The following is a 15495-nucleotide window of genomic DNA, read 5'->3' as shown; positions in this document are numbered from 1 at the left end:
CTTTGGACTTAAGTTAATTAGCTGTATTAAACTTGTAAAAAGCGGTTGCAAAAGTCAATATGTACTAGAGCGTCGATAGCTTATCGAAATGCTGTAGTAACTGAAGTTAAAAGGATATTTTCTGATGCCGACTATAAGTGCCAAGGTTATTTATTATGTACAGCTTGATTCAGCTTTTTGGGCTGTAACGACTGATGGCCAGTGGGTTATGGTTTTGCCTCATCAGATGCAGGCTGATATTCCAATCTACGCGCTCAATCCAGAGCAGTTACAAGCGGCTGAGAATGGTGTGTTGTACGCTGTTATAAATGGTGCCAGAGTGAGTATTCCTCAGGGGGTCAGTAAAGTTATCGTGAGCGAAGGTGACAATACTGACTCTGATTCAGAGCTTGAGTTAAACAATCAGTCCAATTCTAATCTCCAAAGTGACTCAAATAGCGAGCAGCAAGGTTCAAACTTCTTTTATCAATTGGTTCAATCAGGCAGTAGTAGTGTTATTGCTGAATCAGGTTTTAATACCCAAGGTGACAGTTTAACCACTGGGACAGGTAGTCCGTTTGGCGCTAATCAACAAGACTCCTTTGCCCCTATCACTCTAACCGTTGAATTTATCGATATTGACGGTTACATCAACCAATTCGAAACCCCGAGAGTCACTCTCTCAGGTCAAGCAATGAAGGCGGCAAATGGGCAGCTGTTAGAGTTAACAATTACAGACAGCCTCGGGCAACAACAAAGCTTTGAGGTCATAGTTCAGCAGCAAGCTTGGCAAATTAATGACTTAGATTTTCAATCTTTTGCCGAAGGGCAGCTCACCGCCACCATTACGGCGTTAACTTATCCTGGTGACGTCACCGACGGATTCGATAGCAGCATTAAAGACACGTTAGCGCAGATCTCGATAGCAGTTGATAGTGGTGAAGACACGGTAATCAATGAACAGGAAGTGCAGGTAGTCGATATTCAAGGCAGTGCCCAAAATATCGAAGAAGGCCAAACCCTCACGGTTACAGTTACGGATATTAATGGCCAACAACTGGCCTTTAGCACGACGCTTGTGGCTGGGCTGTGGCAGTTAGAAGATAAAGATCTCTCAAGCCTTGCAGACGGCCCGTTGGACTTCACCGTGGATGCGCTAGATATTGCGGGCAACCCCGCGAGTGCGGCAGTTCAAGTTTACAAAGATACCCTTGCTAACATCACAATTGAGGCGCTAGATGATAATGGTCTGCTTAATCAGGCAGAGGTGCTAGCGACCACGCTTACGGGGCAGGTTGTTAACGTTGAAGATGGTAGACCTGTAGAGATCTCGGTGACCGATAGCCAAGGTAATAGCTTGTTGTTTACTAGTGTTATTCGTAATGGCACTTGGGTGGTTGATGATGCAGACCTGTCATCTCTTGCTGAGGGAGAACTTGCACTCGAGGCGACGACATCTGATTTTGAAGGCAATATTGCAACGGGTAGCAATATTATTGTCAAAGACACACTTGCCTCGGTGACGATAGATTTCGTCGATAGTGATGACGTAATTAATGCAGAAGAGCAACAGGCCGTCCATGTTCGCGGCAGCGTCAACAATATTGAAGATGGCCAAACGGTTAATATTGTTTTTAGTGATGGTTTGGGTAACGAACGTAGCTTCTCAACCGTTGTCGTGGCAGGTGGGTGGGAGCTGAGCGGTGCGGATTTGTCTGGTTTTGCCGATGGCAGTTTGAGTGCAACTGTCTCGGTAACAGATGTGGCGGGGAATTTAGCTGCCGCAAACGCTACCATAGCCGTAGATATCCAGGCCTCTATTACCATCGAAGTTGAAACGGGTAGTGACAGCGTGATTAATGCCAGTGAGATGTTAGTGCTGGATATGTCCGGTAATGTCACCGAGATTGAAGATAATCAGCTAGTCACTGTCACAGTGACCGATACCAATGGTAAACAATTAACCTTTAGCACGACCGTTATCGGTGGTGGTTGGCAGATCTATGATGCTGATGTCTCGAGCTTAGCTGACGGTAGCTTGCACTTCAGCGCAAGTGCTAGCGATGTCGCGGGTAATATCGCTGAAGCCGACGTCGCAGTCGACAAAGATAGCTTAGCCAGCATTAGCGTTGAAATTGTTGATGATAATGGTTTAATCAACGCCGCAGAATCGACAAATGCGACGCTCACTGGCACGGTCACCAATATTGAAGATGGTCAGCCAGTGGTTCTTACTGTGGTTGATATTAATGGTAAAGCCTTAACCTTTAATGCCACAGTGGCTAATGGTGAATGGCAAATCCCTAATGTCGACTTGTCGATATTTGCCGATGGTCTGCTGTCATTACAAGCTGAAACTTCAGATTTAGCAGGTAACCCTGCAGCCGCAACAAACACTGCCACCCTCGATACTCAAATTAGCATCGATATCGATACCGGTATCGATGGCTTTGATGCGGCGCTATTTATTTTTGGCGTTGAGAAATCACTGAGTGGTGTAACTACTGGCGTTGAAGCAGGGCAAACCGTTGAGCTTACATTGACCGACGGAAGTCAGACATTAAGCTTTACTACCCTTGTTGAAGCAGACGGTAGCTGGTCCTTTACGGGATTAGATGTTGTAGGGCTTGATCGTCGGGCTCAGTGGTCACTCGATGTTAAAGTTGATGATTTGTCTGGTAACAGTGCGACCGACGCAATGCCCACACTATTTGTGCCTGCGATTGCTTCGCTTTATGAAGCGGTACTCAATATCAGTTTAAGTACCAGTGTCACTATCCCTATTGAGATCCCTGATGCAGCTCTAAGCATAACATCGGAGCAGAGTAGGCTATTAACTCTCACCTCAGAGGGGCAGGCATTAAGTATCAATGTTGCTGCCGATGGTCAGTCTTTCACGCTTATTCGTCTCGGCGATAATAAGGTTGTGATGACCGCTAACTTGTCGGGAACAGACTTAAATGTGTCTTTGTTTCAACCGATGGATGAGCTGAATAACAGTAATGTATTGAGCTACATTCGCTTAAGTGGCTTACAGACCGATACGGATGGTACGACGGAACAAATTATTACCTACGCGGTACTCAATATTCGTGATTCTCGCCCATTTGCATTCGATGATCATGATTTTGTTATTGAAGACACCACTGCTGTCGGCTCTTTTTTTGGTAACGATTACACGGTCGAAGGGCCGTTAACACTGACCTCTGTCCACTATAACGGTGTTGATTATCCTGTGTCCGCCGCGGTGCCAGCCGTTATTGTTACAGACCAAGGAACTATAACCATTCAATCCAATGGTAGTTGGAGTTTAATTGCCGCGGAGAACCTCGATAACACTCAGGCACAAGTGGCTGAGATGATCTACACGGTGTTGGATTCCGATGGCAGCGTGGCAACGGCAAATGCCACCTTTACCATAAGTGATGGTGCAGCGGGTGAAATGAATGATGTGATAGGTGCGAGTCAGGAGGGCGATATTAATGCCGCTCCACAGGTGACCCTTAAAACCTTTAGCATCACCGCCGGTTCGGATACCTTAGTTGCTGATACTATTCGTTTTACATCGCTAACTCCGTTTCATCTACAAAATCAAAATTTAACCAGTAGCGGCATCGCGCTGAAGTTTGTCCTGTCGGATAACGGTAAAACGTTGACGGCCTTTACTGATGAAGCGTCGCCAATTACCGTGTTTACTATTGTGCTAACAGGCATTAATACTGGAGATGATCTGAGTGTCGATGCCACTTTTACCCAGTCGGCGCCGTTGGATCATATTGGCACTAATTTGCTCGAAATCATTACCGATGTCACAGCTAAGGATCTCGATGGTACCGATATACAGCAGGGGAGATTGACTTGGAATTTGAGTGATGGCCAATCCCCTGAGCTTGCTAATATCACCCAGCTCACCTTCGATGAAGGTTTACTTGTGAATGACCCAATTACCCAAAGCGGCACATTTGATGTGCTGGTGGGTAGCGATGAAGTGTCGGCAGTGACATTTGCAACTGTTGCTCTGCAGCCTAAGTTGACGGCAGGTGGGATTGATATTCAATATAGCTTAAGTGCAAATGGACTGACGTTAACCGCCCATCTAGGCAATGTGAACGATCCAATATTTGTCGTTGAGTTGAGTGAAAGCTGGAGTGCTAACGCCGATAGCTTGAATCAAAATTATGACTTCACGTTATTCAAGGCTTTTGATCAGACGCTTAATGACGATATTGACTTTGGCTTGCTCATCTCGGATTTTGATGGCGACGTGTCGAGTGCGACATTAACGGTAACTGTGCAAGATGCCAATGCCGCGATGATTAACGATATTAACCTTAATGTCAGTGAAAACCCATCAATTACAGCTTACGAAGATACGGCAACGGGTAATTTTAATGTAACTGCCAGCAAAGATCCGATTGTTGATGTGTCATTTAGTGTGGTTGATGGCGCCGAGGTGAAAAACGCCGCTGGAACCACGTTAACACAAAACGGTTCTAAGCTGTTTTGGCTTGTGAAAGACGATGGGGCGTCTGTGGATGCCGTCACCGCTGAAGGCAAGCTGGTATTTACTATGCGCTTGCCAGCGGATGTAGCTATTGATCCCGAACAGTTGGCAACGATAGCGCTAGATTTTAATTTACTCGGGCCTATTGACCATTTAGGCGCCGCCGATCTATTTGATACCCTCAAGGTCACTGTCGACATCCGAGACAGTGATAACACCATCTCATCAGGAGAGGTCTCAGTCGATATCTATGATGGCCAAAACGCTATCCTGCCCGATCCGCTGCAACTCAATATCAACGAAGGCATTCTTACTGTTTCTAATCCCATCTCAACTTCACAGCTGTTATCGACATCGGCAGGTAGTGACAGCATTGCCGAAATAGCCCTGACTGATAGTTTTAGTTTTGGCACTTACTATAGCGGTAATGAAAAGGTGGTACTCAATACCACAGCTAATGGTAATGGTTGGTATGTGGCCACGCGTGAGACTGGCGGCGAAGAGGTGTTCCAGATCCGTTTTAACGCCAACGGCAAGGTGGAGTTTAAGCAGTTTAGACCTTTTGATCATGCCGATGGAAATGATGAAAACAGTTTAGATCTATTGTTTGAAGTGAACGCAATTGATGTCGATAACGATAAGTCAGCCTCGCAGACCATCACTGTTACTGTAGTCGATGATATTCCAGAAGATACCGCAAAGACCTTAGAGTTTTTTGAAGCCGTGAATGAGGTGCATAGCGTGCAGATGTTTAACTCTGCCGAGCAGGGAGCTGATGGCGCTAAAGTTACTGATATCACCTATAAAGGCGTATCTTATGCGGTAGGAACCGTTATTGAGTTGTTTACTGACGCCAATCCTGTTGTCGTGAAATATGGTGAGCTGGTAGTCGATGAAAATGGCTTAGCGACGGTGACCACCTTTGAGTTTGCCTACAATGAACTTCAATTCAGTGAAGATATATTACTGCAAATCACCGATACAGATGGTGACATTGCCACCGACACCTTAACTGTTATTGCCAAAGACGCAGAAGGCTCAATTAAAGTCTTTAACACCGACTTTATTGAAGATACCAATACCATTTTTGGCGTTGAGGCTAGACCCGGAGATATCGACGAAGGCGAATTTGTTGTTAGCATGGTGTTTGATGCAGCCGCTCTGCAGGGCGGAGTATTGATGCTTGACGGCACTGAGGTACCAAAGGATGCCGATGGTAATTACATTCTGTCTCTTCTCAATGGACTGCTAACGGAGGATCTGCAGACGCGAGTGGCGACACCTAACGGGGACTTGAGCTATCAACCAATTGATGATGGCTCCGATGCGACAGCGAGTACCGCTTTTGTTATTACGGTAAACATAACTGGCAAGCCTCCGGTTACTACAACGGTTCCTATTATGGTTGAGTCGGTAGCCGATGAGCCTTTGTGGGATGCTGATAGCGAGTTTACTTATACGGTCAACGAAGATGCTGCAGGCTTTAATATTAAGCTGGGGGCAACCTCTAAAGATGAAACCGGCTCAGACCCTCAAGGCTCCGAAACCGTCACCTATGTCATCGATAATATTAGCGCGGGTCTAACCCTGACAGTGATAGGCGTAGTCATCACTAATGGAGTGTCGATAAGTCAGGTTCAATTAGATAGCTTAATTGCGACGGTAGGAGAAAATCTCGCCGGGGAATTTACCTTCAGCATTCAAGCTAGATCTATAGAAGGCGACAATAAAGATACTCATCTCAGTTCCCTTGAGACAGTAACTATAGATGTGACACCTATCGCGGATAAACCCACGTTAACTACCCAAGACATGCGCAGCGATGAAGATGCGCCGATATTACTCAAAGCGCTGATATCGGGGGCGTTAACGGATAATTCTGGCTCAGAAACGTTGAGCTACGAGCTGACCTTACCTGATGGCTGGTCTATCGATGCGCCATCAGCCACCATGAATGGTAATGTGTGGACAGTGTTAGCCTCAGAAGTTGAATCGGGCGTTGCTAAGCTGCTCCCAGTTGCCGATGCAAGCTCGGCGAATCTTGGAGAGTTTTCAATCGCGGTCAGAAGTTTTGCTACTGAAACAGCCCAAGATGGTGTCGATCCTGCTGACGGCATCATTCATCCGAACCCTAAATACAGCGATGTGGAGCATGTGACGGTTACCCTAACGGGTGTGGCTAACGACAAGCCTATGATCAATGGTGATAGCAATGTTTGGACCATAGATAACGACACCGGCGTAATATCAAATATTGTTGATTTTAAAGAAGATCAACTTATCCCATTAGATTTCACTATCGTGACCTCAGACGATGATGGCTCTGAGTCATTAGATCTGCGAATTTCAGGTTTACCCGACGGCGTTATATTCGTTGATGGTAGTGGTAGCCCTGTTAACTTGCCCGTTGTCGATTTTATCAATAATCAACCTGTATATGGTGTTTCAGCAACACTGTTAGCCAGCTTAAGCCTAAAGCCTATTGAGGACTTTAGCGGCCAAGTCAGCTTGACCATCTTCGCCCAAAGCACCGAACTAGACGGTGATTCTGCTGATTATGAGTTAACCGTAAATATTGAAATTTCTCCGGTTATTGATGCCAATGCGGCTTCTTTAGCAACGACGAGCTACGGTTTTGAGGATCAAGCTATTCCTTTAGATTTCACCCCCAATCTCAATGTCGATATTGATGGCAGTGAAACAATTACCGGGCTTATTATTCCATTTCAGGGGGCTGGCGGGTTTATTTTGACCTTAGATGGTTCTCAGGTTGTGGTTCCCGTTGCGGGATTAGATGTCAGCACTTTAGTTGATAGTACCAGCCCGACCTTAGAAGCCTTGCTGAACTCAGGGCGACTTGCAGTCGTGCCGCCTGAAGATGCCGATGGCAGTTTTTCTTTTGATGTGAGCTATCAAGTTACCGATACTTCGGCAACGGGTGTACAAGTCAGTGAGTCTGTTTCAACCCAAATTACCGTGGTGGTCGATGCGGTTGTGGATATTAGCACTCATCTTCTGAGTGAACAGCCAACACTAGTGAGTAGTGATGGCTCGGCGATTGACTTGACTGGCCAGGCCCTGTTTTTTGATGGCGATATTGATGGTTCGGAAGTACTGGATTATTTAGTGATAAACGTCCCTAGCGGCGATGGTTGGTATGTGTCACATCCTAATGGCGCAATTGATGATGGTGACGGCCGCTGGATTATTCCTGTTGCTGGCATGACCAGCGATACTGTGCAGGAGTACGCGGTCTCTTTACTTGCTGGTGCAACCATTGTTAGCGAGTTTGCCACAGGTTTAGAGCAAATTACTGTCGAGGCGAGAGTATTAGACCGTGATGATCCTGCGATTATTAAGACCAACTTCTTTGTGCGTTTCGACCAAGATGCGCCAGATAGTCAAGCGACCGCTGTTGGCACATTGCAGCTAACTCCTGTCGATGCCATCGAAGATACCACTATCGACTTTTCTGGTCACCTCAACCAGCTACTTAGCCCCGATAGCAATGACCTAATCAGCTTTAGAATTTTAGCTTCAGATTTACCGCAAGGTGGATACTTTAGCGGTAGTGACGTCAAAGCCGTGTACGATGCAACCGGGGAAAACGTCATTGAGTATGTGTTTACGAGTGCCTCACTAAGTAGCCTTAAGCTACATAATATCAGCGAAGACTATGCCGGTGAGCTGAATATCCCTATCCGTATTATTGCCACCGATAGCATTAGTGGTGACACTAAAATTGATGATACTCAAAGCCTTGAGGTTGAGATAACCCCAGTTGCCGATGGGGTTAGTCTAAATATTTCAAATCGCGTTATGCTTGAAGATGCGCCTATTCCACTGGGAATAAGCTTGGTGTTTGATGACCCAGACTCAACACCAACAACAGGTGGGTCTGAGCAGATTTTATTAGGCGACAACGCTAACCCGATCACCATAACTTTACTCGATGGTGGTAGCCTTTCCGACAGCACAGGTCTTTGGTCATTAAAAGCGGGTTCCACCGATACTTGGGAATTTACTGGCAACAGCATGGCCCTGTTGAATCTGTCTTTGGGATTGTTAGAGTTTGTGCCTACTGAGCACCTTAGTGGTGATTTCAGGATGAAGTTTTCAGCGACCAGTATTGATACCGCCAGCATTAATGGTGCCGATGTTACCGATCAGGCGCCATTTGAAAACACCTTTACCATAGAGGTTACGCCGGTAACCGATGCCGCCGAATTACCGGAAAATACGCAAATAGTTTTGGGGCAAGAAGATAGTCTAATTGACTTGTCGGCTATCAATCTGCCAGATCTGGGCTTAATTGACCAAGATGGCTCAGAGGCGATTTATTTGACGATTCATGGGGTGCCAAGCGGCTCGGTGATGTATTACCAAGATGGTGCAAACTTGGTGCAGTTACCTAACGAAGGTACTGATGGCGGCAGTTTTGGTGGCTCTCCTACCTATTCCTGGTCAGTCACTGCCGCGCAACTTACTGGGCTGGTATTACAGCCACCATTAGATTTTAGCGGTGATATTCCCCTTTCTATTCAGGCGATCACTCAAGAACTGGGTACCAATGATTTTGTCACCACCACATCGAATATTTTAGTTGGTGTTTCGCCTGTTGCCGACGGTATTGATGTGATCGCCGCGCCTGAAAGTCACTACACCAGCATCGAGGATGAGGTCATTACTATTGATCTTAATGCCAAGATTAGTGAGTTTGATGCCACCGAAGCGATTTCAATCAAGGTTGTTATTACCTCGGCTGACGCTTCAGCTCTGGTGGATCTCGAAGGGGTCAAAGTGGGAGGCCAATTTGTGTCATTTAGCTATGATGCTGGCAGTGATAGTTATTACGCAACACTTTCAGCCGTCAGTCCGCTTACTCAAATAGAGCTCTATCCCGGAGAGCTAGCCTTTGGCACTTTAGATGTGCAGCTGGAGCTAACCTCTATCGATAACGCGACAGTTTTGGGCAGTTTACAAACGGACTTAAGCCCTGCTGAAGTGCTCAATTTTGAAGTGGAGATCACTCCAGAGGTGGATGCGCCAATATGGACTCAGGTTGGAGACGTGCTGGCGACAGATGTTAATAATGTGGCACTAGATCTAGGCTTAGCGCTGCAAAACCCAGCGACTAATGAGACGGGATTATTAACGATATACGGAGTGCCAGACACCCTGACCCTGTCGGCAGGTAATAAAAATGGCGATAAATGGCTGGTGGATATTGATGACGTTGCGACCTTAACGGTTATAGGTGCACAAGATGGAGATGTTTTAAATCTGACTCTAGACCCTACCGCGGTATTGGGTACGGATACAGCCAATGGCATAGTGGAAATTATTACCGTTACCGTCGATGTTCCACCAGTCATGTTTTCTAGCTTTATGGCTGGACCGAGTGGTTTGGCTATGGCGCCGCAAGGTGCTTTGGGTGCTGACCCCGAGTCTATGCAGCCTGTCGAGCGGGCTAACAAAGCCGAGTTTGAGGTCAACGAGCTTTCTGTAGCGATTAAACAAAGCGTAGAACAAGTAGGTGAGCAGCAATATCTTAAGGGCAGCCCTAACCAAGATCTGGAGTATGCTGCGCTTCCTGACGATGCATTATCGCGCTTAGAAGATGAAATGGCACTCTTGAGTCAGCAGCCATGATAATACTTCAGCAAGACGTCACCGCGAATGTGATTGAGTCGCTTTGTCAACGACTCGGCATCGCGTATAGCGAGCAAGTGCTTTTTAGACAGGTGCTTAGCCAAAAGGGGCTATCTGGTAATGAGCTGCTGCAGGCTTGCGATAATCTGGGGATCGAAGCGATAGAGCAGAAGCTCTCTCTCGCCCAAATGGCTCTGCCTGCCATTGTTGTCTCAAGGCAAAACCAGCCCGCGCTATTATCTAAAGATGCTAGGGGAGATTTACAGCTCACAGATGCCAAGGGCAAGGAATCGTTCATAACCGCTGCTGACTTTAAGGCTCATTTTTATCAAGATAGCTGGCACGTCAAACGTAAGATGGTCACCGATGCCCGTAGTGAAGAGCATCACTTTGAGGTTAAGCGTCATTGGTTATTAGCCGCGTTCGATGAGGTAAAACCCTTTTACGGCAGCTTTTTGTTAGGCTCATTAGCGATCAATATTCTCGCGCTGGTGACACCACTCTTTACCATGAACGTGTACGACCGCGTGGTGCCAAATCAGGCAATCGATACCTTGTGGGTGCTAGCTACAGGGGCTTGTATCGCCATTGTATTCGATTGGCTACTCAAGCAAGCGCGGACCCGTTTGGCTGATGTGGCGGGCAAGCAGGTCGATATTAAGATGTCGAACATTCTGTTTGCTAAAGTTCTGGGAATGCGACTTGAACATCGTCCAGCCTCCGCAGGTGCCTTTGCTAAGCAGTTGCAAGAGTTCGATAGTATCCGCGACTTTATCACCTCAGCCACCTTAGTCACCGCTGTGGATCTGCCGTTTACCTTGCTGTTTTTAGCATTAATAGCCTGGCTAGGCGGTTATATGGTGTTGGTGCCATTAGCCTGTATGTTGCTATTGTTAATCGTCAGCTTTGTGATGCAAAAGAAGCTGATGGCGACCATAGAACATACCTCGCAACTGTCGACTCAGCGTCAAGCTCACCTGATTGAAACTCTCAACTTGCTGGTTGAAACTAAACAAAATAACGGTGAAGCCAAGGCGCAGCGCATTTGGGATGACACGGTTAATAGCTTGGCCGATTGGCAGAACGAGTCTCGCATCGCCTCCAACACCCTCAACCATAGTGTAATGAACAGCCAGCAGTTGGTCACAATTGGCTTGATTATTTCTGGTGTGTATCAAATTCACGCTGGTAACTTGAGTATGGGTGGGCTGATTGCCATAGTGATGCTCAGTGGCCGAGCAGCTAATGCAATTAACCAGATCTCCATGCTACTGCTTAAGTTTAAGCAGACTCAGTCGGCTATCACTGCGGTCAGCTCTATCTTGGAGCTACCCCAAGAGCAAGTTAAAGCTAACCAGCCTAGCACTGCCGTTGGCTTTAATGGTGCGGTGTCATTGCGTCATGCCAGTTTTACTTACCCTGACCAGCCGCTGCCAGCATTTACCGAGGTCAATTTAGAGATTAAACCTGGAGAGAAAATAGGTTTGCTTGGGCCAGCCGGCGCAGGCAAGTCAAGCCTGCTAGCCATTATGGCAGGCCAGTATCAACTCAGCAGTGGTCAGTTGTTTTACAATCGTTTAGAGGCCCGTCAATGGTCGATTAGCGACATTCGGCAGCAGGTGGGGTGGATGTCTCAGCAGCCGATGCTAGTGTTCGGCACTGTGCTAGATAATTTGCTGTTTGGCCTAAAGCAAGTTGATGAGAACTTACTGGCAAACACTATCGTCAGCTCGGGGATCGACAAGTTAATGGATCGACTGGGAAGTGGTCTAGATAGCCAAGTGGGCGAGTTCGGTCGACAGCTCTCTGGCGGTCAACGTCAAGCGATAGCATTAGGCCGAGTGTTACTGCGCCAACCTAAGTTACTACTGCTGGATGAACCTACTAGCGCGATGGATGAACGCTCCGAGAATCAAATTATCGCCTGCCTGTCGCAAGTCAGTGAGAGCACTTTAGTTATCGCTTCCCATAACCCTAAGTTACTGAGCCTATGTGACCGAATTTTAGTGGTGGATAAGGGACGGATCATTCAAGAGCAAACACCAGAGGAGATGCGCCAACGTGGCAAGAGTCGTATCAAGGCGGTGACGGTACGCCAGAAAGGAGAGCTGAAATGAGCGGTCGTCTCCACATAAAGCACCTTGAAGGCGCAAAACGTGCTAACCAATTGATCTTGCTGGTGGCTGCCTTGATTGTCGTGACCCTAGTCTGGGCCTCTTTTGCTAAGCTCGAAGAAGTCGTGGTAGGTGAAGGTATGGTGGTTCCTACATTAGCGGTACAGCAGATTGAAAGCTTAGATGGCGGTATTTTAAAGCAAGTATTAGTTAAAGAAGGTCAATCAGTTACAGCTGGAGAGCCGTTATTACTGCTCGATGAGCTGCGTTTTGCCTCAGCCTTCGATGAGGCCAATATTCAGGCTGCAGCGCTTAAGCGGCAAAAAGCCCGTTTAGATGCAGAAATCACCAGCGTGGTTATTGCTGATAATGCGGATTACTGGCGCGATAAGGTGTTAATCACCCCTAAGGCGATCAGTGCACTCGATGTGGCAGTGAGTACGCGCTCGAAAGCTATTTTTCGTTCTCGATTATCTCAGTTGTCATCGCAGTTAGAGCAATCGGCGCAGGTGATAGAGCAAAAAGTGCAAGCAATAGAAGAAGCGCAGATCACAACTCAGGCACAGCTCAGTGGGTTGGAGTTGGTCAAACAGGAAATCGTGATGACCCGAGCCGCCGTACGAGAGGGTGCGGTAGCGGAGTTAGAGGTGTTAAAGCTTGAGCGTGATGAGATCCGCCTCAAAGGCGAATTATCCGCATCGAAAGCAAATGGTCGCCAACTTCGTGCCGCGCAGAACCAAGCAGAAGCTGAATACCTAACCGTGGCCTTAGACTTCTTAAGCCGTGCAGAAGCCGAGCGTAATGAGGTCATTAACGAGCTTAATGCCCTCACCGAGAGCATCAAGACCCTGGCGGATCGCTTAGCTAGAACCAAAATTGTTTCGCCAATCAAGGGGAATGTCACCAATATTTTAGTGCGTTCAATCGGTGCAGTAGTCGAGCCCGGAGAGTCAATTATGGGCATAGTGCCTCAAGATGGCGCCTTGATTATTGAAACTCGCATAGCCCCCAAAGACATTGCCTTTGTACACACTGGACTGCAGGCAACCGTGAAATTTACCGCCTATGATTTTGTGATTTATGGCGGACTCAAAGGTGAAGTTATCTATGTGAGCCCGGATGCTCAGCAGCTAGATGATGGCACTACTTATTTTGAAGCCCATATAAAAACAGAAGAAAACATACTGAATGGCTGGCCGATTATCTCGGGGATGCAAGCCAGTACAGACATATTAACCGGTGAAAAAACCGTTTTAAATTATTGGCTAAAGCCTCTATTACGCGCTAAAGCGAATGCACTTCGCGAACAATAAGGTAAGGATACAATGCGACGACTGATACTTATTCCTATATTAGCATTATCAGCTCCAGCGCAGGCTCTCACGCTTGAAGAGTCTGTGGCCGAAGCTATTAATCACCACCCTACTATTTTACAAAAATATGCCAGTTTCGAGGCCGCGGTGAGATATAAACGCGCGGCAGTGGCAGATTATCTGCCACAGGTGAAATTATACGGTGGTGTAGGCTATGAAAACGTCCGTTATAACAGTGGTCAGCGTATCGATACCGAGCTGGACCGTACTGAAATCGGCGTGCGTGTGTCGCAGCTTATCTTCGATGGGTTTCGCACAACCTCAGAGATCGATAGGCTAGATTTCGAGAAAGAAGCCGAGCGTTTAGGTCTGCTTTCAGATGCTGAAAACCTGAGTTTAGAAGTCAGCCGAGTCTATCTTGAATTGTCGATGGCCAATAAAATTGTTGAATTGGCGGAGCGCAATATTACCGAGCATCAAGAAGTGCTTAAAAATATTGAGTCGCGAAGAAACAAAGGCTTGAGTAGTGACTCTGATGTCGCACAAGTACGTGCTCGTTTGGCAACAAGCCAGTCAGGTTATTTATCGGCGCGTAACAACCAGATGGATAAACAGGCGCGTTATTATGATTTGGTAGGGCAATTGCCGAAAGATCTCCATGATCCGCAGCCGGATTTTGAGTTTGTACCGACTAGCCTGCCCGATGCTATTCGTCTTGCCCAAGAAAATCACCCTGAAATCGATGCAGCCATTCTCGATACTCAGGCGGCTAACGCCCAATATGAGCGCGAAAAAAGTGACTTTTGGCCGACTTTATCCCTAGAGCTACAAGCCAATAAAAATGACAATATTGGCGGCATCGAAGGCCCAGATGAAGATGCCAGAGCCATGTTAATGCTTAGCTATGACCTCTTCAGTGGCGGCGCGACGACTGACCGCACCGAGGCCGCCTCATGGCGTTATCAGCAATCACTCGCTATCCGTAAGAATACCCAGAAACAGGTTGAAGAAGGCACCCGTTTGGCATGGAATGCCTATGACTTTATTGGTCAGCAACGGGGCTTTTACCGCGAAAATGTCGATCAAGCGGTTAAAGCTGAACAAGGGTATGTTAAACAATTTGAACTGGGTCGCCGCTCATTGCTTGATGTGCTCGATGCCAAGGTTGAGGTGTTCTTAGCGCGTAAGCACTATATAACCTCGCACTATAACTACAATATTGCCGCTTACCGTCTCATTAACGCAACCGGCTATTTAATGGAGTCATTCCGTGTCGACACCCCAGAAGCTTGGACGGAGGAGAAGTAATATGCGCATCTTTATGACTCAGTTAATAGTCATTAGCTTACTGTTACTGCAAGGCTGCGCCGAAACTGCACAGCCATTTGCAGTGGAGCCACAGACCCGAGACCTGCTCGACACCGATATTGATGGTGTGATTAATGCTCGCGATAAATGTGCTGGCACAGTAAAGGGGTCGGTCATCAATAATGATGGCTGCCCAAGTAGCAATGTGACCGTGAAAGAAGATTTCCGAGTGATCATGTTTGGCTTCGATAAAGATACTCTCGCAGTGGAACAAGCTGATAAGTGGCGAGATATTATTGCTAGGTTAGCGCAGAAACAGTCTCCGTCGTTGTACCTCGTGGGGGATACCAGCGTCGAAGGAAGTGAAGACTATAACCACGCTTTAGCTAAGCGCCGAGTGGATTACATCACCCAGCTTGCTGTAGAGCAGGGCTTTCCTGCTAGTGCGATTAAAGAGGAAGTCTATTTTAAACAAAATCATATTCCAGAATCGGTTTCAGGTCGTGAACATCGCCTCGTAGCCATAGCCACCTGGGAAGAGTCAGGCACAGAGATGATGTGGAATATCTATACCTCTGAGCGAGCCAAAGTTAATTAGCCTGTGTTTGTCGGCGATTTATGAAGG

5 protein-coding genes are annotated in these 15495 nt (G+C 47.0%); all 5 read left to right on the top strand.

Annotation, left to right across the window (positions count from 1 at the left end; all coding sequences use genetic code 11):
* Positions 1-124: 124 nt before the first annotated feature.
* From K5Q73_RS06545 to K5Q73_RS06525, 5 genes are read left to right on the top strand one after another with little or no spacing between them, the layout of a single operon-like run.
* Complete coding sequence (locus tag K5Q73_RS06545) at positions 125-10135, top strand: adhesin (protein WP_220765617.1); 10011 nt, start codon at positions 125-127, stop codon at positions 10133-10135.
* Positions 10132-12252 carry a type I secretion system permease/ATPase gene (locus tag K5Q73_RS06540; protein ID WP_220765616.1) on the top strand — a complete coding sequence of 707 codons (2121 nt, stop codon included), beginning with the start codon at positions 10132-10134 and terminating at the stop codon, positions 12250-12252. The genes K5Q73_RS06545 and K5Q73_RS06540 overlap by 4 nt, the downstream gene beginning before the upstream one ends.
* Positions 12249-13562, top strand: coding sequence for an HlyD family type I secretion periplasmic adaptor subunit (locus tag K5Q73_RS06535; RefSeq protein ID WP_220765615.1), 1314 nt, complete (start codon positions 12249-12251; stop codon positions 13560-13562). Before K5Q73_RS06540 ends, K5Q73_RS06535 begins: the two co-directional genes overlap by 4 nt.
* 12 nt (positions 13563-13574) lie before the next feature.
* Positions 13575-14870 carry a TolC family outer membrane protein gene (locus K5Q73_RS06530; RefSeq protein ID WP_220765614.1) on the top strand — a complete coding sequence of 432 codons (1296 nt, stop codon included), beginning with the start codon at positions 13575-13577 and terminating at the stop codon, positions 14868-14870.
* 1 nt (position 14871) lies between these two features.
* A complete protein-coding gene (locus tag K5Q73_RS06525; RefSeq protein WP_220765613.1) occupies positions 14872-15468 on the top strand; it encodes a hypothetical protein in 597 nt (198 codons plus the stop codon).
* Positions 15469-15495 lie beyond the last annotated feature (27 nt).

Source organism: Shewanella sp. MBTL60-112-B2 (assembly GCF_019655055.1).
Classification (GTDB): Bacteria; Pseudomonadota; Gammaproteobacteria; order Enterobacterales; family Shewanellaceae; genus Shewanella.
Note: the sequence above shows the minus strand (reverse complement) of the source record. Positions and strands in the feature narration are given on the sequence as shown.